This is a genomic window from Ferrimonas senticii DSM 18821 (assembly GCF_000422665.1).
In the GTDB taxonomy this organism is placed as follows: domain Bacteria; phylum Pseudomonadota; class Gammaproteobacteria; order Enterobacterales; family Shewanellaceae; genus Ferrimonas; species Ferrimonas senticii.
In genome coordinates this window covers 403202-424058 of record NZ_KE383898.1, presented here as the reverse complement: position 1 = coordinate 424058, position 20857 = coordinate 403202, and the positions used below count along the sequence as shown (strand labels likewise).

The 20857-nt window shown below is 55.3% G+C and carries 16 protein-coding genes; 2 read left to right on the top strand and 14 right to left on the bottom strand.

Features of this window, described 5'->3' with window-relative positions; genetic code table 11:
• Positions 1-9: 9 nt before the first annotated feature.
• From G506_RS0115035 to G506_RS0115015, 5 genes are all read right to left on the bottom strand, one after another.
• The gene (locus G506_RS0115035) at positions 10-1284 is read right to left on the bottom strand and encodes an HlyD family type I secretion periplasmic adaptor subunit (protein ID WP_028117584.1); all 1275 of its coding nucleotides are present in this window, start codon (positions 1282-1284) and stop codon (positions 10-12) included.
• A complete protein-coding gene (locus G506_RS19895) occupies positions 1281-2999 on the bottom strand; it encodes a type I secretion system permease/ATPase (RefSeq protein WP_084631475.1) in 1719 nt (572 codons plus the stop codon). Before G506_RS19895 ends, G506_RS0115035 begins: the two co-directional genes overlap by 4 nt.
• Positions 3000-3205: 206 nt before the next feature.
• Positions 3206-5209 (bottom strand): ATP-binding protein, encoded by a 2004-nt coding sequence (locus G506_RS0115025; RefSeq protein WP_028117583.1) that lies wholly within the window; start codon positions 5207-5209, stop codon positions 3206-3208.
• Positions 5210-5351: 142 nt separating this feature from the next.
• Entirely contained in the window at positions 5352-6185 is an 834-nt protein-coding gene (locus G506_RS0115020; RefSeq protein ID WP_028117582.1) for a 2OG-Fe(II) oxygenase family protein, read from the bottom strand.
• An 87-nt stretch (positions 6186-6272) separates the two neighbouring features.
• Complete coding sequence (locus G506_RS0115015; RefSeq protein WP_028117581.1) at positions 6273-7151, bottom strand: LysR family transcriptional regulator; 879 nt, start codon at positions 7149-7151, stop codon at positions 6273-6275.
• 117 nt (positions 7152-7268) lie between these two features.
• On the opposite strand from G506_RS0115015, the gene G506_RS0115010 reads away from it, so the two are divergent.
• A complete protein-coding gene (locus G506_RS0115010; RefSeq protein WP_028117580.1) occupies positions 7269-8627 on the top strand; it encodes an MATE family efflux transporter in 1359 nt (452 codons plus the stop codon).
• A 26-nt stretch (positions 8628-8653) separates the two neighbouring features.
• Here G506_RS0115010 and G506_RS0115005 read toward each other — a convergent pair whose 3' ends face one another.
• The 9 genes from G506_RS0115005 to sdhC form a co-directional block, all read right to left on the bottom strand.
• Positions 8654-9097: a GNAT family N-acetyltransferase gene (locus tag G506_RS0115005; RefSeq protein ID WP_028117579.1), complete on the bottom strand. Its 444-nt coding sequence runs from the start codon at positions 9095-9097 to the stop codon at positions 8654-8656.
• Between the two features lie 74 nt (positions 9098-9171).
• On the bottom strand, positions 9172-10041 hold the full coding sequence (gene sucD / locus G506_RS0115000) for a succinate--CoA ligase subunit alpha (protein ID WP_028117578.1): 870 nt from the start codon (positions 10039-10041) through the stop codon (positions 9172-9174).
• Complete coding sequence (gene sucC, locus G506_RS0114995) at positions 10042-11208, bottom strand: ADP-forming succinate--CoA ligase subunit beta (protein ID WP_028117577.1); 1167 nt, start codon at positions 11206-11208, stop codon at positions 10042-10044.
• Positions 11209-11355: 147 nt separating this feature from the next.
• Positions 11356-12558 (bottom strand): 2-oxoglutarate dehydrogenase complex dihydrolipoyllysine-residue succinyltransferase, encoded by a 1203-nt coding sequence (odhB, locus tag G506_RS0114990; RefSeq protein WP_028117576.1) that lies wholly within the window; start codon positions 12556-12558, stop codon positions 11356-11358.
• Positions 12559-12607: 49 nt separating this feature from the next.
• Entirely contained in the window at positions 12608-15418 is a 2811-nt protein-coding gene (gene sucA / locus G506_RS0114985) for a 2-oxoglutarate dehydrogenase E1 component (protein ID WP_028117575.1), read from the bottom strand.
• Between the two features lie 130 nt (positions 15419-15548).
• Positions 15549-16256: a succinate dehydrogenase iron-sulfur subunit gene (locus G506_RS0114980; protein WP_028117574.1), complete on the bottom strand. Its 708-nt coding sequence runs from the start codon at positions 16254-16256 to the stop codon at positions 15549-15551.
• Between the two features lie 12 nt (positions 16257-16268).
• Positions 16269-18029 carry a succinate dehydrogenase flavoprotein subunit gene (sdhA, locus tag G506_RS0114975; RefSeq protein WP_028117573.1) on the bottom strand — a complete coding sequence of 587 codons (1761 nt, stop codon included), beginning with the start codon at positions 18027-18029 and terminating at the stop codon, positions 16269-16271.
• Positions 18030-18374: a succinate dehydrogenase, hydrophobic membrane anchor protein gene (gene sdhD / locus G506_RS0114970; RefSeq protein ID WP_028117572.1), complete on the bottom strand. Its 345-nt coding sequence runs from the start codon at positions 18372-18374 to the stop codon at positions 18030-18032.
• Positions 18368-18766 (bottom strand): succinate dehydrogenase cytochrome b556 subunit, encoded by a 399-nt coding sequence (sdhC, locus tag G506_RS0114965; RefSeq protein ID WP_035387388.1) that lies wholly within the window; start codon positions 18764-18766, stop codon positions 18368-18370. The genes sdhD and sdhC overlap by 7 nt, the downstream gene beginning before the upstream one ends.
• A 647-nt stretch (positions 18767-19413) precedes the next feature.
• Between sdhC and G506_RS0114955 the strand changes: the two genes are divergently transcribed.
• Entirely contained in the window at positions 19414-20706 is a 1293-nt protein-coding gene (locus G506_RS0114955) for a citrate synthase (protein WP_028117570.1), read from the top strand.
• Positions 20707-20857 lie beyond the last annotated feature (151 nt).

Here is a 20857-nt window from a genome sequence, read left to right as displayed (position 1 = left end):
CCCCAATGGTTAACTTTCTCGTAGGGCCCGGTTAGCGTGAATCAGCACCGGATCCAGTAAATACCGCAATAAGGTTGAGGTGCGCAGTTGGATAAACACGTCCACTGGCATCCCCGGTGCCAAGCGCTGCTGCGCTAGGCCGCTAAGTTGTGATGGCGGGATCTCGACCCTAAAGCGATAACCCTGCTCATCGCCGAACTGCGTTGGATCGGCATCGACATGCACCACCTCGCCGTTGACTGGCGCAATATGGCCACCATCCAATGCCCGCAGATGCACCTTGGTGGTCAGCCCTGCCCAGACGTTGTCGATCTCGGTCAGCGGTAGCACCCCCTCCACCACCAATTGCGGCTTGTCGGGCACCAAGCGCATCAAAATCTCGCCAGGCCAGATCTGATCGGTCGCCACCGACTGCGCTCGCAGACCGGCAATCACGCCATCGTTCATGGCATAGATCATCCCGACGCTATGGCGATGCTGGCTGTTTTTCAGCGATAACTTGGCTTCCACCAGCGCCAACTCCACCTCGTTTAAGCGCGCCAGCAATCGCGCCTCGAATTGGCTTTGGCCCATCTCTAACTGCCGCTGCAGCGCGCTGATATCAGCATTCACCGCCGCCACTTGGGCTTTGGCCGAGCCTATCGCGCCGGTCAGTTCGGCATTGGCTCGCTCTATCTGCAACAGTTGCATCTTGGCCAGGTAGGCTTGCTGTTGTAGCGTGCGGGCGATCTTGAGCTCCTCATCCGCAAGTTTTTTGCGAGCCAGCAAGCTGTCATGCTTAATTTGCAGTGCTTGCTGCTCATTGCGCCGACTGGCCAGTTTTAGCTGCAACTCTTGCTGCGACAGTTGCTGATGGAGCAACTGCTGTGCCAGCAACTGCCGGTGCTGCCTGCGAATCGCTTCTGGCACTTGTAATTGGCTGATTAGGTTTTGTTTATTTTGATCAAGTGCCTGCTGCAAACGGGCCCGCTCTGCCGCAAATTGCCACACTCGCTCTTGCCACTTTTGCAATTCGGCAGCGCTGCGACCGTCGCTGATCTCCATCAGCAACTGGCCCTTTTGCACTTGCTGGCCATCCTCAACGTGGATCGCTTCAATCCAGCCGCCGTCACGATGGGCGATCACTTGGGCGTCTTTGCCAACCACCAAGGTGGCGCCAACCACAGTGCCGGCTTGCAGCGGCATCAACGCCGCCCAAAGACCAAAGCCAACCACCCCAATCAACACCACCGCCCACGCCCGTTTGACCCAGCGTGAGGGTGAGATCGCGAACGCGTCGTTCATAACAGTTCTCCCTGAACGTTGCTGCTGGTGGCGCTGACCGCAGTTGCTGTCGCCGCAGCTGGCTTGGCCGCCAGCACCTGTTCTTTAGGCCCGGCCTGGGCAATGGCACCGTTTTTTAAGGCCAGTACCCAATCCACCTGCGCCAACAGTTGCGGCGCATGGGTAACCATCACCACGGTAATGCCAACCCGGCGACAGTGGCTTAAGGCGTCGATCAGGGCGCGTTCCCCGGCGGGATCCAGATTGGCGGCCGGCTCATCCAGCACCAGCAACTGCGGCGAACCGTACAGCGCCCGCGCCAACGCAATCCGTTGCCGCTGCCCGGCCGAGAGCTGCATGCCGGCATCGCCAATGCGAGTCTCATAACCTTGCGGCAGCTGCGTCACCAGTTCATGGACACCGGCCAATTGCGCCGCCAACAGGATCAACTCATCATTGGCTTCGCCGAAACGGCCGATGTTTTGCGCCACGGTGCCGTTGATAAGTTCGATCTCTTGCGGCAGATAACCGATGTATTGCCCCAGCGTTTCGCTTTCCCATTGATTTAGCGAGGCGCCATCGATGCGTATCTCGCCCGCGCTGGGCTTGTCCATCCCCAGCAGCAGATGCAGCAGGGTTGATTTGCCCTCGCCGCTGCCGCCCAATATCGCCAGCGATTTGCCACTGCTTAGACGAAAACCGATCTGTTTCAGTAGTGGTAGCTTTTGCCCAGCGGGGATGTAGGAAACGTTATTGACCAACAACTCGCCGCTTGGCCGCTGCAACGGCAACTTACCCTCTTGCGCATCCACCGCCGCGCCATATTCGGCCAAGCGACGATAGGCTTGATAGACCCCCTGCCAATGGCGCCATTGAGTCAGCGCCGGTTCGATTGGGGCAAAGAACCGCCCGCTGAGCATTGAGGCGGCGATCACCGCCCCCGGTCCCACCTGTTGCTGCATCACCAAATACACCCCAAGCGCCAACAGCAGGATCTGAATGCTTTGGCGGATAGCACGGCTGATCCCCGCAAGGACGCTCATCCGGCTCGAAAGTTGCCAGTTGTCGGCCACCTGTTGGCCATTACGATCGCGCCACAGCAGACTCAGACTCGGCCCCATCCCCATCGATTTGATGATGTGGCTGCGCTTTAAATAATCCGTCAGTCGTTCTTGGCTTTCGTTGGCGCTGCTGGCCACGTCATTGAGCAGGGTGCGAGAGATGCGATAGGTGAGCGCAGTAAGCAACAGCAAGATAGTCGCCCCCAGTGCCGCCACCATCGCAAAGCTGGGGTGCAACAGATACAACACCAGCAGAAACAGCGGCGTCCACGGCAGCTCTAGTGCCGCCGCCGAGGCTGGGCTTAAAAAGAAGGTCTTTAGCTCGGCCAGATCCGCCAGCCCCTTACGCGATACCTTGCCTTGACGGGCACTGTCATCGACGGCGCTGAGCAATAACGGTGGTGTCAGCTCTAGATCAAGCTTGTGGCCGGTTTGCTGCAGCAACTGACTGCGGGAAAAATCCAGTAGGCTTTGCACCGCCAGTAAAAACAGGGCGATGGCCATCAGCGCCACCAATGAAGCAACGCTGTGACTGATCATCACTCGATTAAACAGCTGCAAGGTGTAGATCGGCAGCGTTAACAGCAGCAAGCTGGTAAAAAAGCTGATGGCCACCGCCATCAACAGATAACGCCGCCCCAGCATTAAGGTACGTCCAAAGGCACCTTGGGACATTCGTGACACTCCTTGTCACCCCAGTGGTAAGGCAAAGGGTAGTTGTAAATTGGCGAAGGTTGGTCGCCGTAGTTATCGGCAATATTGGTGATAGTCAGTAAACTGACGTAAAAGCAGTGGCATAGGCCAAGCGGCCGCTGCCAGCCGCGATGATTCGCTGACGTAGCAACCGACAAAATCCCATCAGTCCGTTGTGGCTAGCGCCATTAGGCAGGCTCGGTGGCGACCGCCGCTATCCCCTGCTTCAGTGCCCCCAATGTCAGCGGTTTGGTAAGAAACTCATCCATACCGGCGTCGCGGCACATCTGTTCATCTTGGGCGGTGACATTGGCAGTGACGGCGATGATCGCTGCGCTCTTGCTGGGGCCTTCGCGGATCATCTTGGTGGCGGTAAACCCGTCCATCACCGGCATCTGGCAATCCATTAAGATCAGCTCGTAGATCTTCTCTTCACAGGCATCAACCGCCTCTTTGCCATTTTCACAAATGGTGGCGTCACCAGCGCCCAGTTTGTTGAGGAACACCTTCATCACCGCAATATTGCTTTTGTTGTCCTCCACTAACATCACCGCCATGTTCGACAGCGGTAAATTGGCCGCAGGCGCAGTAGCTGGTGGTGTGGCCGGTTGCTGCGCTGCCGTGGGCGGTGCCGACTCACCGGCGATGATCGCCGCCAACTGTTGCTCTGGGGTCGGCATGGTGCTGGCCGGCTGTACCGGCGTGTTCTGTGCCGCCGCCGTGATGTGAATTTTGCGCAGCTTCGGCGCTTGCTGCACTCGTGCTGGTGGCGCTTTGGGTTTAGGTGGTGCACCAACCCCTAATGGCAGCTCTAAACTGAAGCAGCTACCTTGCCCCAACCGCGACGTCACCGACAGTTTGGCTTCCATCAAATCCGCCAGTTTTTTGCAGATCGCCAACCCCAAACCGGTACCACCATATTGCCGGGTAACCGAGGTGTCCGCCTGCGAATAGGCATCGAAAATCGAACCTAACGCATTGGTGGCAATACCGATGCCGGTGTCTTCCACCTCTAGCCGTACCGTCGAGCCATCACGATGCTGATCGGTCAGGATAAGTCGTGCGGTAACTTTGCCGTTGGCACTGAACTTGATGGCATTGCTTAGCAGGTTATTGATGATTTGGCCGATGCGCCCTTCATCGCCTTTGACGTATTGCGGCAGCCGCTCGTCAATTTCAGTGCTTAACTGAACACCATTGGCCTGCGCTTGCCCAGAGAAACCGGCAACTCGTTTACTGAAGCTCTCCTGCAGCGCAAAGTCACGCTGTTCCAGTTTCATATTGCTGGAATCAAGCTTAGAGAAATCCAGCACCTCATCGACGATCTTCAGCAACGCATATGAGGCCTCAGCAATCTGATTCAGATTCACTTTGACCTCGTCGGGATAGTCTTCATCCTCGCCGGTCATGACATCGACAAAGCCGATAATGGCATTGATTGGGGTGCGGATCTCATGACTGGCGTTGGCCATAAACTCACTGCGAGCCAATAGCGCTTTGCGCAAGCGGGCATTGAGTTGCTCATCCTGTTCATGGTTTTGTTTCAGTTTCTGATCGGTCTGTTGCAACGCCTCAGCCAACTCCCGCAGTTCGCTGTTTAAGGTCAGCGGTTGGGCGAATTTGGCCTCGCCGGTGCCGATCTCATCCAAGCGGCTTAAAATCAGCGACAGTGGCCGAATAAACAGACTGCCAGCATAGAAGTAGATGCCGATAAATCCGCAAAACAGCAAGCCAACAATGACCGCTAAACGCATTAACACCGCCTGCTGAGTCGCACTGACGTCGTAACTGAGCGAGTAATACAGCTGCGCCTTGCCAACGGTCACCGAGCCGTCGCTTATCAAGCAGCCATTGAGCGGATCGTAAGGCATTTGCGGATAGGGCGGTGTACAGCCGCTGGCGCTGGCGTCGGCTTGATAGCGGTAGGCGTTTTTAAACCCGCCGAGGGTGAACACCCCATAAGTGACATTCGGATGTTGGCTAAGCAATTGCTTGATGGCGTCATCATTCAGTGCCGGTTCGTCCGCTTGGACGATAAGCCCGGCGGCGCGATCCGCCAACAACTGCTTGGCTAGGATCTGTTGATGCACCAGTTGATCCTGAATGTTCCAATACAGTAGCAGCGCCACCAACACCGAAAAGACCACCGTAATGGCCGCAAACAACTTTATGGTCAGCCGACGAGTTCGCATTATCACCTCCGTGTGAACCATGACAATTTTAGTCGGCTACGACGCGGTTGCGGGATCATCAATATTGCGCACAACAAAACGGCCACCGCATAGGTGGCCGTTACCAATCCGTTAACTCAACACTATGGAATTTGATGTTCGGTTACAGCACACCCAATTGCTGCAAGCGCTCACTCAAGTAACTGCCGGCGGTATAACGCGGCGACAGCACCACCTCGGGGCGTGGGTGTAAAAACAGCGGCAGCGAGATCCGCGAGCCATTGCTGTTGTCATCGGGGTTAACCACTCGATGGGTGGTCGATGGGAAATAACCGCCAGAGGCTTCTTGCAACATATCACCGACGTTAACCACCAAGTGGCCAAAATCCGCCGGTACCGCTTGCCAGCCTTCGGCGGTTTCGATCTCCAGCCCGCGGGCATTGGCCGCAGGTAAAATCGTCAGCAGGTTTATGTCTTCATGGGCGGCGGCACGAATGGCACCAACAGGTTCATCACCACGCAGCGGCGGATAGTGCAAAACCCGCAGCAAAGTTTGCTGCGAGCCACGGATCATGCACGGCAACGGCTCGCTGTAACCCTCGGTCAACGCCGCTGGGCCAAAGCGCTGTACCCAGGTCAGCAGTTCGCTAGCTAAGGCGTTGGCTTGGGCGTGGTAGCTAAGTAGATCGTTGCGCAGCGATTGCGGGCATTGGCCCCACGGATAGAAGTGAAAATACTCTTTCAGATCCCGCAGCGTCTGGCCTTTGGCGCTTTCCGCTAACTCGGTTGAGAAAAAGCCATCTTGATGGCGCGGATCAAAGCGAAACTGATGTTTCTCTTCTCCGACAAAAAAACGCCCCCACTGTTGATAGATGCGCTCAACCAACGCTTCAGAGATCGGATGGTTGCGCAGCACCGCAAAGCCGGTCTGATGTAATGACTCAACAAACTGCGCGGCGGCATCCGCCCCTTGGTAGTCCACGGTAATCAGCGTCATGGTGGTCAAATCCTTGTGACAAACTTGCACTAAGGTTATCCAGTTGCTGTCACTGACGCAAAAATCAACAACCGCAGCTTGAGCCAGTTAACGTTTCACCCCAAGTTGTTGTTTAAGCTGATCGGTCAGCCAATCCACGGTAACGCTGCTAACACTATCGTGGCGGCGCACAATTCCCATCTGTAACTGTTCATGCAATTCATCACAGCGAAGTACTTTCACCTCATCGATGAACCAACCACCATTAACGATGTGCTCGGGCATGATCGCCCACCCCTGATTGCGTGATACCAGATCGCCAATGACGTAGTAACTGTCCATGAACCAATAGTTGCTACCAAACGGTTGGTCGCCACCAACGCCGTCGCGGTCGCAGATCAGCAACTGTTTATCCTGCCGCAGCTCCACCAGACTGACCCGCTCGCGCCCCGCCAGCGGATGATCACAGCCGACGATCAACACCCGCTCGATGTGACCAATCAGTTCAAAGTCGACGTTAGCAGGCAGTTGCGGCTGACGGAACATCACCCCAAGTTCGGCTTGGCCGGCGGCAATGGCCCGGCCAACATCGTCCCGAGAACCGCTGGTGAGGGTTAGCCGCAGCTGCGGAAATTGCACGCCAATCTGGTTGATGACCGAATGAAAACCGTCAAGCGACACCGCTTCATCGACCGCTAACCGCAGTGCCAACGGTTCGCCCTGGGCCGCTTGCAGCGCTTTATTATTAAGCTGGCGACAATGCAGCAACACCACTTCGGCATCATTCAGTAGCTGCTCCCCCACCACCGTCAACCTTGGCGAGCGCTTGCTGCGATCAAACAGCTCAACCCCAAAATCGGCCTCTAAGTTGGCCACCGCGGTACTGACTCGCGATTGCGCTTTACCCAGCTGCCGCGCCGCCGCCGAAAACGAGCCGGTGCGAGCAGCACAGACAAAGGCTTCCAGCTGATCCAAGGTCCAGTTCATTAGTTCTCTCTGAAATTAAGCTAAGCCAAACAAAGTATCCGAATATCGGATAGATATTAACTTTATCTATCAACTTTTATCGATAAGATTGCCCGCTGATTTTTTAGGTGAGAAGCAATGAGCGACTCTTTACAACACGACAGCATTAACCGTGCTTTCTGGCGCTATGCCATCCCATCGATTGTGGCGATGCTGGCCAGCGGCCTGTATCAGGTAATTGACGGCATTTTCGTCGGCCATTACGTCGGCGCCGCCGGACTGGCGGGGATCAATATGGTGATCCCAATTCTGTGCGTAATGATCGGCTCTGGCCTGTTGATCGGCATCGGCGCCGGTACCCTCTATTCCCAAGCTCGCGGTGAGGGCGATAGCCACCGCAGCCGCGATGTGATCCGCACGGCGATGATCCTGATTGTGGTGCTGGGGATCGCCAATGCGGGCCTACTGACACTGATTGCCGAACCGATGCTGGCACTGCAAGGCGCCCAAGGACAACCACTGCAGTTGGCGCACGAATACCTGCTGGTGTTGATGTTTGGCAGCGTGCTCACCGTTGCCTCTGGGGCACTGCCGATTTTGGTCCGTAATGATGACAGCCCTAACTTTGCCACCGGTTTTATCGCCGCTGGTGCCGTCGCCAATATCGGTTTGGACTACCTGTTTTTAGGGCCGCTGAATATGGGTCTAAAAGGCGCGGCCATTGCCACCCTAATGGCGCAAGCGGTTACGGTGACGCTGTCGCTGTGGTACTTCGCCAGTCGCCATTCAGAGGTCCAGCTCAGTAAAGGTCGTTGGCATAGTCAATTGGCGCTTAATAGTGCCAGTTTGGGCAGCTCGACCATGGTGATGTTCGGCTACTTCGCCTTTATCATGGCGCTGCACAACAAGTTGTTTGCCGACTACGGTAGCGCCACCCACATCGCCGCATTCGCCATTGTCGGTTACATCGCCAGCCTCTACTACTTCGTCACCGAAGGGGTTGCTAATGGCATGCAACCGCTGGCCAGTTACTACTATGGCGCCAAACGCTATCGCCACATTGCCCACACACTGGGATTGGCGCTGACCATCGCCGTTGGCCTTGGGATTGTGGTTACTGGAGTGCTGAATCTAAATCCGTCTGCGGTGGTGGCGCTGTTTAATGGCTCTGATCCGCTGCTGGGGCAATTGGCTGAAGCGGGGATCCGCCAGCACCTGTTGGCGCTGTGCTTAGATGGCCTGCTGTTTGTCGCTTCAATCTACTTTGTCTCGATTGGGATGGCTGGCAAGGCGATGTTTGTGTCACTTGGCAACCTGCTTATCCAGGTGCCGTTCCTGTGGTTTTTGCCACAAATTTGGGGCATTGATGGGATCTGGCTATCGGTACCGCTGTCGAACGTTGCCCTATGCAGCGTAGTAGTGCCGATGTTGCTGCACAGCCTCTATCAGCTAAAGCAACAACTGCCAGCCGATACCGCGTTACAACCGACAGGTTAAACAAAAACACCTAGGTGCTTCGGCATTTAGGTGGCTTGTAAACCGTTCAGTCTGAGCTCGAGTTGAATATCGCCGTCATCCATGACGCCAACAGCGACAAACCCTAAACGCTGGTAAAGTTTGGCTGCTGCCACATTGCTAGGCTTATGCATAGTCTGCAAAGCTGGTGCTCCTTCTTTACCAAGTTCAACCAGTAGTAACCCGATTGCTTTTGCAGCAATTCCTTGCCCTTGCCACGATTTATCAATCATCAGTCGAAATAGCCAGTATTGTTGCTCTTCAAAGCAAAACGCCAACATTCCAACGACTTTCAGATCACAGGTAATTGCACGTAACCGGTAGTGAGACTCAAACTTCGACTGAGCAATAGTCGCTGCATTAGACGCAACATTTTCCTGCTGATCTTCAGCTAACTCGAGTTTAAGGCAATCAAGGTAATTGTCTTTAGTTACATCCACTAACTGAATCATGGTTGGCTCCAATTAAAAACGCCGAGGCACACTTCAACAGCGCACCTCGGCGTTAATTTTTCAACTGTCAGCGCTTAGCCGATCAGTTCACGCAGGGCTTTGCCAATATCTGCTAGCGAACGCACGGTGCGTACACCCGCATCTTCCAGTGCAGCAAACTTATCAGCGGCGGTGCCTTTACCACCGGCGATGATGGCGCCAGCGTGGCCCATCCGCTTACCCGGAGGCGCAGTCACACCAGCGATGTAAGAGACCACCGGCTTGGTGACGTTGGCCTTGATATAAGCGGCCGCTTCCTCTTCGGCGGTACCGCCAATCTCACCGATCATCACGATCGCTTCGGTTTGCGGATCGTTCTGGAACATCTCCAGAATGTCGATGAAGTTTGAGCCTGGAATTGGATCACCACCAATACCGACACAGGTTGACTGGCCAAAGCCTTCGTCGGTGGTTTGTTTAACCGCTTCGTAGGTCAAGGTGCCAGAGCGCGACACAATGCCGATTTTACCTGGCTGGTGGATATGGCCCGGCATAATGCCAATTTTGCACTCGCCCGGAGTGATAACCCCTGGGCAGTTTGGACCGATCATCCGCACGCCGGCTTGATCCAGTTTCACTTTCACTTCCAGCATATCCAGAGTTGGAATCCCTTCGGTAATGGTCACAATCAGTTCAATGCCCGCATCAATCGCTTCCAAAATCGCGTCTTTGCAGAACGGCGCTGGCACGTAGATAACCGAGGCAGTGGCGCCAGTGACTTCAACCGCTTCACGAACGGTGTTAAACACCGGCAGACCTAAGTGCTCAGTGCCGCCTTTGCCTGGGGACACGCCGCCAACCATCTGGGTGCCGTAAGCGATCGCTTGCTCGGAGTGGAAGGTACCTTGACCGCCGGTAAAACCTTGGCAGATAACTTTGGTGTCTTTATTGATCAAAACGCTCATTTACTTGGCCTCCGCTGCCGCTACTACTTGCTGCGCCGCATCGGTCAAGCTGGTGGCAGCGATGATGTTCAAACCGGACTCCGCCAGTACCTTGGTACCCAGCTCGGCGTTGTTGCCTTCCAGACGAACCACTACAGGAACGGTCACGCCGACTTCGGCAACCGCACCAATCACCCCTTCGGCGATCAGATCACAACGAACGATGCCGCCGAAGATGTTAACCAGTACCGCTTTAACATTGCTGTCGGAGAGGATGATCTTAAACGCTTCGGTTACCCGCTCTTTGGTGGCACCGCCGCCCACATCCAAGAAGTTGGCTGGGCTGCCGCCGTGCAGGTTTACGATGTCCATGGTGCCCATCGCCAAACCGGCGCCGTTAACCATACAGCCGATGTTGCCATCCAGCGCGACGTAGTTCAGTTCCCACTGCGCTGCGTGCGCTTCACGCTCATCTTCTTGGGATGGGTCGTGCATCTCACGTACTTTGGCCTGACGGTACAGGGCGTTGGAATCGATGTTGATCTTGCCATCCAAGCAGTGCAGATCGCCTTGCTCGGTGATCACCAGTGGGTTGATCTCCAGTAGGGCGAAATCTTTATCGAGGAACATCTGCGCCAGACCCATAAAGATCTTCACAAACTGTTTGATTTGATCGCCTTTGAGACCCAGCTTGAACGCCAGTTCACGACCTTGGTAAGGTTGTGGCCCCACCAGTGGATCCAGTGCCGCTTTGTGGATCAGCTCTGGGGTTTCCTCAGCAACCTTTTCAATTTCAACACCGCCTTCGGTGGAGGCCATAAACACCACGCGCTGGCTGCCACGATCCACTACCGCGCCCAGATACAGCTCTTTGGCGATATCGGTGCAGGACTCAACCAGAATTTTCGATACTGGCTGACCGTTGGCGTCAGTTTGGTAGGTCACCAAGTTTTTACCGAGCCAGTGCTGGGCAAACTCTTTGATTTCGTCTTTGGTGGTCGCCAGCTTTACGCCGCCAGCCTTACCACGGCCACCCGCGTGCACTTGGCACTTCACTACCCACTTGTTGCCACCGATTTTACCGGCCGCTTCATAGGCTTGTTGTGGGGTGTCACATGCGTAACCTTCGGAAACCGGCAGACCGTATTCCGCAAAGATATGTTTCGCCTGATACTCGTGCAAATTCATAGTATTTAGTCCGTTTTTATATTGAATATCGGTTCAGCTGGGGAGCAATTGTCGTGCCTTGATAAGCACTAAAAAGCCAACTAAAACCGATATCTATCTTCCTTCGCCCGGAGGCTAAAGCTGGGGCAGCAATCTACCCCAACCGCATCAGATGTCCAACAGCAGACGAGTTGGATCCTCTAATAACTCTTTGATGGTGACCAAGAAGCCAACCGATTCGCGGCCATCGACGATGCGGTGATCGTACGACAGCGCCAAGTACATCATCGGTTGCACCACCACTTGGCCATCGACCGCCATCGGTCGGTCTTTGATGGCGTGCATGCCCAAGATCGCGCTTTGTGGCGGGTTGATGATTGGGGTCGACATCAGCGAGCCAAACACCCCGCCATTGGTGATGGTGAAGTTACCGCCGGTCAGCTCTTCCACCGACAACTTGCCTTGTTGGCCTTTGACCGCCAGCTCTTTGATGCCTTGCTCGATCTCCGCTACCGACAGTTTGTCGGCATCGCGCAGCACTGGGGTCACCAGACCGCGAGGGGTAGAAACTGCGATGCTGATATCGAAGTAGTTGTGGTAAACGATCTCGTCGCCGTCGATGGAGGCGTTCACCTCGGGGTAGCGTTTTAGCGCTTCCACCACCGCTTTCACATAGAACGACATAAAGCCCAAGCGGATCCCGTGGCGCTGCTCAAACACATCTTTGTACTGTTTGCGCAGGTTCATGATCGGCGCCATGTTGACCTCGTTAAAGGTGGTCAACATCGCGGTCGAGTTCTTGGCTTCCAGCAGACGTTCGGCGATGCGCTTACGCAGGCGGGTCATTGGTACCCGCTTCTCGCTGCGACCAGAGAGCTGCGCTGCCGGCGCTTCAACCTTGGCTTCTACTGCAGGGGCTGCTCCTTTGGCTTTGATCACCGCTTCAACGTCCTCTTTGGTGATGCGACCACCAACCCCAGTGCCTTTAACGGCGCTGACGTCGATGCCATGCTCAGCCACCAAACGGCGTACCGATGGGCTTAGGCTGTCATTGCTCTCTTCGCTGTCAGCAACATCTTCGGCGCTTGGCGCTGCTGCGGCTTCTGCTTTACCCACCTCTTGACCGGCTTTGGCGCCGGCAACGAAGTTGGCAATCACCTGCTCGGCCAAAACGGTTTCGCCTTCGGGTTGCAGAATCTCACTTAGGGAACCGTCTTCTGGGGCAACCACTTCTAGCACCACTTTGTCGGTTTCAATATCAACCAGATTTTGGTCGCGGCTGACCGCTTCGCCAGGCTGTACGTGCCAGGTGGCGATGGTGGCATCGGCTACCGATTCTGGCAGCACGGGAACTTTAATTTCGATGCTCATCGTGTATTCAATCCTTGTTTACCGATCTTGTCGTGTGTGTAATTACTAATTAGCTGGTGATGTTAAGCGCGCTTTCAATCAGCGCTTGTTGTTGGCTGTTGTGCAGCGACACGTAACCGACCGCTGGAGCGGCTGAGGCGCTGCGACCGGCGTAAGTCAACTGGCCACGTTTCGGGATTGCGGCCCAGAAATGGTGCTGCGAACAGTACCACGCCCCTTGGTTTTGCGGCTCTTCTTGGCACCAAACAAAGTCGGTGACGTGCTGATACGCTTCCAGTACTTGGGCTAAATGTTCCGCTGGGAATGGGTACAGCTGTTCGATACGAATGATCGCCACGTTGTCTAACTGTTCCTTGCGACGGCGTTCTAGCAGTTCGAAGTAAACTTTGCCAGAGCAGAACACCACCCGATCAACCTTGGCCGGATCTTGGCTATCAATTTCCGCAATCACTGGCTGGAAACTGCCGTCGGCCAGCTCTTCCAAGCTAGAGACCGCCATTGGATGACGCAGCAGCGATTTCGGGCTCATCACCACCAGTGGCCGGCGCATCGGTCGAATCGTCTGACGCCGCAGCATGTGATAAACCTGCGCTGGAGTCGAAGGCACACACACCTGCATGTTTTGGTTGGCGCACAACTGCAAGAACCGTTCGAGACGGGCCGAGCTGTGCTCAGGACCTTGGCCCTCATAACCGTGTGGCAGCAGCAGCGTCAAACCGCACATCCGCCCCCACTTTTGCTCGCCAGAGGAGAGGAACTGGTCAATCACCACTTGGGCACCGTTGGCAAAATCACCAAACTGCGCTTCCCAGATGGTCAGGCCGGATGGTTCAGCGGTGGCGTAGCCGTATTCAAACGCCATCGCCGCCGCTTCTGACAACACCGAATCGTGGATCTCAATCGGTCCCTGCTTGTCGCTGACGTGACGCAGCGGCATGTAGGTGGTGGCGTTGTCTTGATTGTGTAGCACCGCATGACGGTGGAAGAAGGTGCCACGACCGGAGTCTTGACCGGTCAAACGCACCCGATAGCCCTGTTCCAGCAGCGAGGCGTAAGCCAGCGTTTCCGCCATGCCCCAATCCAGTGGTTTTTCACCAGCGGCCATCGCCTCGCGGTCTTTATAGATCTTGGCCACTCGCGATTGCAGCTTGTGGCTGGCCGGCACTTCCGCCAAGCCTTGTGCCAATGCGGTCAAGCGCTCTAGCGGCAGTTGGCTCTTCCAATCGCAATCCCAGGCGTGACCGATGTAAGGCGACCAGTTGGAGGAGTGCCCCTCCATGGTGCGCCACTCTGGCACCACGCAATCACCGGCATCCAGTTGCTCACGGTAAGTATTAATCTGCTCTGTCACCTGCTCTGCCGCCATAGTACCGGCGGCAACCAATTGGTCGGCGTACAGCTTGCGTGGCGTCGGGTGCTTCTTGATCTTTTGATACATCAGCGGCTGAGTCGCGTTCGGCTCATCCGCTTCGTTATGGCCGTGGCGGCGATAACAGATCAAGTCGATAAACACATCGCGACCAAACTCATAGCGATAATCCACCGCCAACTGCGCCACAAAAGCCACCGCTTCCGGATCGTCGGCGTTCACATGGAACACTGGCGCTTGCACCATCTTAGCAATATCGGTGCAGTATTCGGTGGAGCGGGTATCGGCCGGATTAGAGGTGGTAAAACCAACCTGGTTGTTGATCACAATCCGGATCGCGCCACCGACCGAGAAGCCGCGGGTTTGCGACATATTCAAGGTTTCTTGCACCACCCCTTGACCGGCAATCGCTGAATCGCCGTGAATGGTCACCGGCACTACCTTGGCACCATTGCTGCAGCCGCGGCGATCCATCCGCGCCCGCACCGAACCAATTACCACCGGCGAGACGATCTCAAGGTGGGAGGGGTTAAACGCCAATGCCAAATGGACGTTGCCGCCAGGAGTGGCGAAATCAGAGGAGAAACCCTGGTGATACTTAACGTCACCGGAGCCCAGATTTTCATCGTGTTTGCCGGCGAACTCGTCAAACAGATCCCCTGGCTTTTTGCCCAAGATATTGACCAGCATATTTAGGCGGCCACGGTGGGCCATGCCGATCACCATCTCTTTGGCGCCATGATCGCCGGCGCGATAGATAAGCTCGCGCATCATCGGGATCATCGCGTCGCCGCCTTCCAACGAGAAGCGCTTAGCGCCGGGGAATTTCGCCCCAAGGTATTTTTCCAAGCCTTCGGCGGCATTCAAGCCCGCTAAGATCTGAACTTTCTTTTCCGCCGTAAGCTTATCGACGCCAACCACCCCTTCGAGCCGCTGCTGGATCCAACGTTTCTCTTCGGTCGAGGTGATGTGCATATATTCGGCGCCGAGATGGCCGCAGTAGGTGCGTTTAAGCGAGTCGATCAGCTCACCCAACTTCATGCTGTCGCCACCAATGGCATAGGAGCCGGTATTAAACTGGCGGCCCATGTCTTCCTCGGTCAAGCCGTGAAACTTAGGATCAAGCTCTGGCACCGCAGGTCGCTGCCATAAGCCGAGGGGATCAAGGTTCGCGCCCTGGTGGCCACGGAAACGGTGGGCGTTGATCAGCTGCAATACCCGAACTTGTTTTTCGGATAGCTCAGGATCGACGGTGGTTTTTTTGGAGCGATTGCTGTCCAGCGCGGCGGCGCGGAAGTAATCGCGGATCGGGGTGTGAGCTACCTCAGCGCCAACACCAGTCTCTGGCAGCTCGGCGAAAATCGCCTGCCACTGCTCGCTGATGGAGGTCGGATCGCTCAGGTAAGCCTCGTACAGCTCTTCAATGTAGGCTGCGTTGGCACCGGCAAAGTGGGTTGAGTCTTGCCATGCCTTGAGGGAGTCCTGTCGCATTCTCTTTCCTTGTTCCTCTTCCAAGCAAGCTCCTGTTACTTGGACTGCAAAGCGAAAAAAAGGCCAGCACCATCATAACGATAGCGTGGCCTTATGTCTTTGTTGCCGCATCAAGTTAGCGGCAGCTAGGTCAGACCGCGCGTTGTAGCAGCATCGACTTAATGTGGCCGATGGCTTTGGTCGGGTTCAGTCCTTTCGGGCAAACGTTAACGCAGTTCATGATGCCGTGGCAGCGGAATACGCTGAAAGCGTCATCCAGTTCCCCCAGACGCTCATCGGTAGCGGTATCACGGCTGTCGACCAAGAAGCGGTAGGCGTGCAGCAAGCCACTAGGACCGACAAACTTATCGGGATTCCACCAGAACGACGGACACGCGGTCGAACAGCAAGCGCAGAGAATACACTCGTATAAACCGTCCAGTTTTTCCCGCTCCTCCGGCGATTGCAGATGCTCCCGCGCTGGGGTTTTGCCATCGTTGATAAGGTACGGTTTAACCTTCTCGTACTGCTTGTAGAACTGGCTAAGATCGACCACCAGATCCCGCACTACCGGCATCCCCGGCAGTGGCCGAATGGTCAGCTTTTTGCCGGCAAACGCGGAGATTGGGGTGATACAAGCCAAACCGTTTTTGCCGTTCATATTGATGCCGTCGGAGCCACACACCCCCTCGCGGCAGGAACGACGAAACGACAGGGTTGGATCTTGCTCTTTCAGCATCAGCAGCACATCCAGCACCATCACATCGGAGCCTTCCGGCAGATCCAAGGTGTAATCCTGCATGCTTGGCTTGAGATCAGTCTCTGGGTTGTAACGGTAGATCGATACTTGCAATGACATCTGCCGTCCTCCTTAGTACTTACGCTCTTTCGGCGGGAACGCTTCCCGCAGCTTCGGCGCCATATTGACTTGGCGACGCCCCATCTCCTCGGTGCGAGGATCGAAAATTGAGTGACACAGCCAGTTGGCGTCATCACGGTCGGGGAAATCTTCACGGGAGTGCGCGCCGCGGCTCTCGGTGCGGAAGTTGGCTGCCATCGCAGTGGCAATCGCGGTTTCCATCAGGTTATCCAGTTCCAGACACTCAATGCGTTGAGTGTTAAAGGCTTTGGATACGTCGCTGAGCTTGGCGTTGTGCAAACGGGCACGGATCTTCTTCAGCTCTTCTAAGCCTTCGGCCATCGCTTCGCCCTGACGGAATACCGAGAAGTTCAACTGCATGCACTGCTGCAGATCTTTGCGAATTTGCACCGGATCTTCACCATCGCCATTAACCGACTCGTTCCAGCGATTGATGCGAGTCAGTGCGGCATTGATGTTAGCTTCGGTGGCCTCTTTCGGGGTGCCTTGGGCATCTAAGGTTTCGCCTAGGTGCATCCCCGCGGCACGACCAAACACTACCAAGTCCAGCAACGAGTTGCCGCCAAGGCGGTTAGCTCCGTGAACTGATACACAAGCAATCTCACCAACCGCCAGCAGCCCCTTAATGTCGTTTTCATCGGCATCGATACACTGACCGGTGACGCGGGTTGGAATGCCGCCCATCATGTAGTGGCAGGTTGGGATCACCGGGATCGGTTCTTGCACCGGATCAACGTGAGCAAAGGTACGCGACAGTTCGCAAATGCCCGGCAGACGGGATTCCAGCACCTCTGAACCTAAGTGGTCCAATTTCAGCTTAGCGTGTGGCCCCCAAGGCCCATCGCAGCCACGACCTTCGCGGATTTCGGTCATAATGGCGCGAGCCACCACGTCCCGGCCAGCCAAGTCTTTGGCGTTCGGCGCGTAACGCTCCATAAAGCGTTCGCCATCTTTGTTCAGCAGGTAACCGCCTTCACCACGACAGCCTTCGGTCACCAGTACTCCAGCGCCAGCAATGCCGGTTGGGTGGAACTGCCACATCTCCATGTCCTGCACCGGCACGCCAGCGCGCAGTGCCATACCGACGCCGTCGCCGGTGTTGATGTGAGCGTTAGTGGTGGAGGCATAGATGCGACCGGCACCGCCGGTAGCTAACACCGTGGCTTTGGCCTTGAAATAGACCACTTCGCCGGTTTCAATCTCGATGGCAGTGGCACCAACGATGGCACCGTCGTCGTTCTTAACCAGATCCAAGGCGTACCATTCGGAATACACCTCGGTTTTGTTCTTGACGTTTTGCTGGTACAGACAGTGCAACAAGGCGTGACCTGTGCGGTCTGCTGCCGCCGCAGTTCGCGCCGCTTGTTCGCCGCCAAATTCTTTTGATTGGCCGCCAAACGGGCGCTGGTAAACCCGGCCATCCTCAAAGCGAGAGAACGGTAGCCCCATGTTCTCCATCTCGATGATCGCTTCAGGGCCGGTTTTACACATGTACTCAATCGCGTCTTGGTCACCGATGTAATCGGAGCCTTTGACGGTGTCGTACATGTGCCATTCCCAGTTATCCTCGTGGGCGTTGCCCAGTGCCACGGTAATGCCGCCTTGAGCGGATACCGTGTGCGAGCGGGTTGGGAACACTTTGGAGAGCAGCGCGCAGCTTTTGCCCTCTTTGGAGATCTGCAGTGCCGCACGCATCCCTGCGCCACCAGCGCCAATGACAATGGCGTCAAATTCTTTTACTGGAATACTCACTTAAACACCCCACAGGATCGCAACGCCAGCGAACAGGTACGCCAACAACACCAGGATCACCGCATATTGCGCTGCGGCCCGCAGCCCGGCCGGCTTGACGTAATCGGTCAGCACCTGCCACAAGCCAATCCAGCCATGAACCAATACCGCTACCAGCGCCATCAAAGTGAAGACTTTCATCGATACGCTAGCGAACAGCTGCTGCCAACTGGCGTAATCGACGCTGCCCATCGCCAGGTAAGCAACCATAAATATCAGGTAGCTGGCCAGTACCAGCGCGCTGGCACGCAGCAGCACAAAATCATGAACGCCACTGCGTCCCAAACTAGAAGCCATCTTTACCATAACCAGATCCCCGCAATCACTGACAGCAACGCCGCGGCACCGAAGGCCGCTTTGGCCGAGTTGTTACCCGCCGCCATTGACCCTTCAAAATGCCCCATGTCCATCAACAGGTGACGAACGCCGGCACAGAGGTGATACGCCAATGCCGTCAAAATAGCCCACAGGATCAATTTGACTGGGAAACTGCTGAGCAGTTGGCTGACTTGATCGAATCCAGAAGCGGATTGTAATGAAGTGGCAAGAAGCCACAGAAGAATGGCTAGGGCAACAAAGGTGATCACGCCGGATACCCGGTGCAAGATCGAGGCAATCGCCGTTGCCGGAAATTGGATCTGTGAGAGATCCAAGTTGACTGGTCTTTGCTTATTCACGTTCTGCTCACTCAGCTCCATTGAGCAATAGTTATCGTTTTATACCGCGCGAGCCTACAGGTTGTTCAACTGAACATTAAACCAGCTAACCGGTTGGTATTTTGCTCGGCTGAGTAAGAGTTAGCCTCTGTCTATCGGACACTAAAACTACCAGCTTGCCAAGCGCCCTTCCGATGCAAAAAACTTATTGATTTGCTGCATTTTTAACCGCCCAAATCTCGCCCTGAGAAGTGCCCCACAAAGGGATGCGGTGGAAAGTCGCGGCCAGTATACAAATGAGGTTGAACAATTACAAACGTCACACTTTGCGATTATTTTGCGAAGTTATACTGCACTCTTGAGCGATTATTAATCGACTTCGGAGCAATAGATGTTCTGAGGTCATAAAGATGGTTTAATTAACCTTGGTTGAATTGTGTGATTCAAGTCACTTAACATGTGCCTCCGGTTAAGAGATTCTAATCTCTTGCTAAGAATTCAGTTGAGCCATCCTTGGCAACGTTACTCGGCGGCGAACTGAATCACGAAGGCCAGACTTTGCGCTAATTGTTGGCGCGCACAGACGGCGCTAAGTTGCGCAGCACTGTTGGTATTCTGACCGTGCACTAAAGAGGCTCGTATAAGGGCCCGATTATGGAATTCTAATAAGAAGTTAAGGAGATTCAGCCATGGCTGAGAATGAGAACATTGCGACTCTAAAGATCCCCGGACAAGAACCAGTCGAACTGCCGATTAAATCCGGCTCTGAGGGGCAAGATGTGATTAACATCAGCACGCTTGGAACCCACGGCCATTTCACCTATGACCCGGGCTTCATGGCCACCGCATCGTGCGAATCTGAGATCACCTTTATCGATGGCGCCAAGGGCATTCTGCTGCATCGAGGCTACCCCATTGACCAGCTCGCGACCCAATCCAGTTACCTCGAAGTCTGCTACCTGCTGCTCAAAGGCGAGCTGCCTTCGGCACAGCAACTGCAAGAGTTTGAAGCGCTGATCAACAGCCACACCATGGTGCATGAACAGATTGCCACCTTCTTCAAGGGCTTCCGCCGCGACGCCCACCCGATGGCGATTCTGTGTGGGGTGGTTGGGGCACTGTCGGCGTTCTATCACGATTCTCTGGACGTCAATGACGAGCATCATCGTCACGTTGCCGCCATCCGCTTAATCTCCAAAATGCCCACCTTGGCGGCCATGGCCTACAAGTACAATCTAGGTCAGCCGTTTGTTTACCCTCGCAACGACCTGTCATTTGCCGGTAACTTCCTGCAGATGATGTTCTCTGTGCCATGCGAGGACTATCAGGTTAATCCTGTGGTCGAGCGAGCGATGGATCGGATCTTTATCCTGCACGCTGACCACGAGCAAAACGCCTCTACTTCCACCGTGCGATTGGCGGGTTCCTCTGGGGCTAACCCCTTTGCCTGTATCTCTGCAGGTGTTGCATCGCTGTGGGGACCGGCCCACGGTGGTGCCAACGAAGCGTGTTTGAACATGCTAGAGGAGATCGGCAGTGTCGATCGCATCCCCGAATTTGTCGCACGCGCTAAGGACAAAGAAGACCCATTCCGACTGATGGGCTTTGGCCACCGGGTCTACAAAAACTTCGACCCTCGCGCCACCGTTATGCGGGAAACCTGTCATGAGGTGTTGGCGGAACTCAACATCCAAGATCCGCTGCTGGATGTAGCGATGGAACTGGAGCGCATCGCCCTGTCTGATGACTACTTTATCCAGAAGAAGTTGTACCCGAACGTCGACTTCTATTCCGGTATCATCATGAAAGCCATCGGCATTCCAACCTCGATGTTTACGGTGATTTTTGCGTTGTCGCGCACCGTTGGCTGGGTCTCCCACTGGCAAGAGATGCTAAGCCAGCCTGGCCACAAGATTGGTCGCCCTCGTCAGTTGTACACCGGCGAAAAACAACGGGATTATCTGCCCGCCAACCAACGCTAAACTGGCAAGTAATCATGACAAAACCAGCCGCAAGGCTGGTTTTTTTGTACTCGAGTAACCGTTCAGCCAAGGCCAATATTCGAATTTTTACTCTCGGGCGCGTTGACCTTTGCCGTATATTTTTGCGCCCATTATTGGCAACTTTTGACAG

Bases quoted from the DNA above. Each gene is read 5' to 3' on its own strand.
- sucD (WP_028117578.1), bottom strand. From the start codon at position 10,041: ATGAGCGTTTTGATCAATAAAGACACCAAAGTTATCTGCCAAGGTTTT.
- G506_RS0115025 (WP_028117583.1), bottom strand. From the start codon at position 5,209: ATGCGAACTCGTCGGCTGACCATAAAGTTGTTTGCGGCCATTACGGTG.
- sucA (WP_028117575.1), bottom strand. From the start codon at position 15,418: ATGCGACAGGACTCCCTCAAGGCATGGCAAGACTCAACCCACTTTGCC.
- G506_RS0114955 (WP_028117570.1), top strand. From the start codon at position 19,414: ATGGCTGAGAATGAGAACATTGCGACTCTAAAGATCCCCGGACAAGAA.
- sucC (WP_028117577.1), bottom strand. From the start codon at position 11,208: ATGAATTTGCACGAGTATCAGGCGAAACATATCTTTGCGGAATACGGT.
- G506_RS0115010 (WP_028117580.1), top strand. From the start codon at position 7,269: ATGAGCGACTCTTTACAACACGACAGCATTAACCGTGCTTTCTGGCGC.
- sdhC (WP_035387388.1), bottom strand. From the start codon at position 18,766: ATGGAGCTGAGTGAGCAGAACGTGAATAAGCAAAGACCAGTCAACTTG.
- sdhD (WP_028117572.1), bottom strand. From the start codon at position 18,374: ATGGTAAAGATGGCTTCTAGTTTGGGACGCAGTGGCGTTCATGATTTT.
- G506_RS0115005 (WP_028117579.1), bottom strand. From the start codon at position 9,097: ATGATTCAGTTAGTGGATGTAACTAAAGACAATTACCTTGATTGCCTT.
- G506_RS19895 (WP_084631475.1), bottom strand. From the start codon at position 2,999: ATGTCCCAAGGTGCCTTTGGACGTACCTTAATGCTGGGGCGGCGTTAT.
- G506_RS0115035 (WP_028117584.1), bottom strand. From the start codon at position 1,284: ATGAACGACGCGTTCGCGATCTCACCCTCACGCTGGGTCAAACGGGCG.
- G506_RS0115015 (WP_028117581.1), bottom strand. From the start codon at position 7,151: ATGAACTGGACCTTGGATCAGCTGGAAGCCTTTGTCTGTGCTGCTCGC.
- G506_RS0115020 (WP_028117582.1), bottom strand. From the start codon at position 6,185: ATGACGCTGATTACCGTGGACTACCAAGGGGCGGATGCCGCCGCGCAG.
- G506_RS0114980 (WP_028117574.1), bottom strand. From the start codon at position 16,256: ATGTCATTGCAAGTATCGATCTACCGTTACAACCCAGAGACTGATCTC.
- odhB (WP_028117576.1), bottom strand. From the start codon at position 12,558: ATGAGCATCGAAATTAAAGTTCCCGTGCTGCCAGAATCGGTAGCCGAT.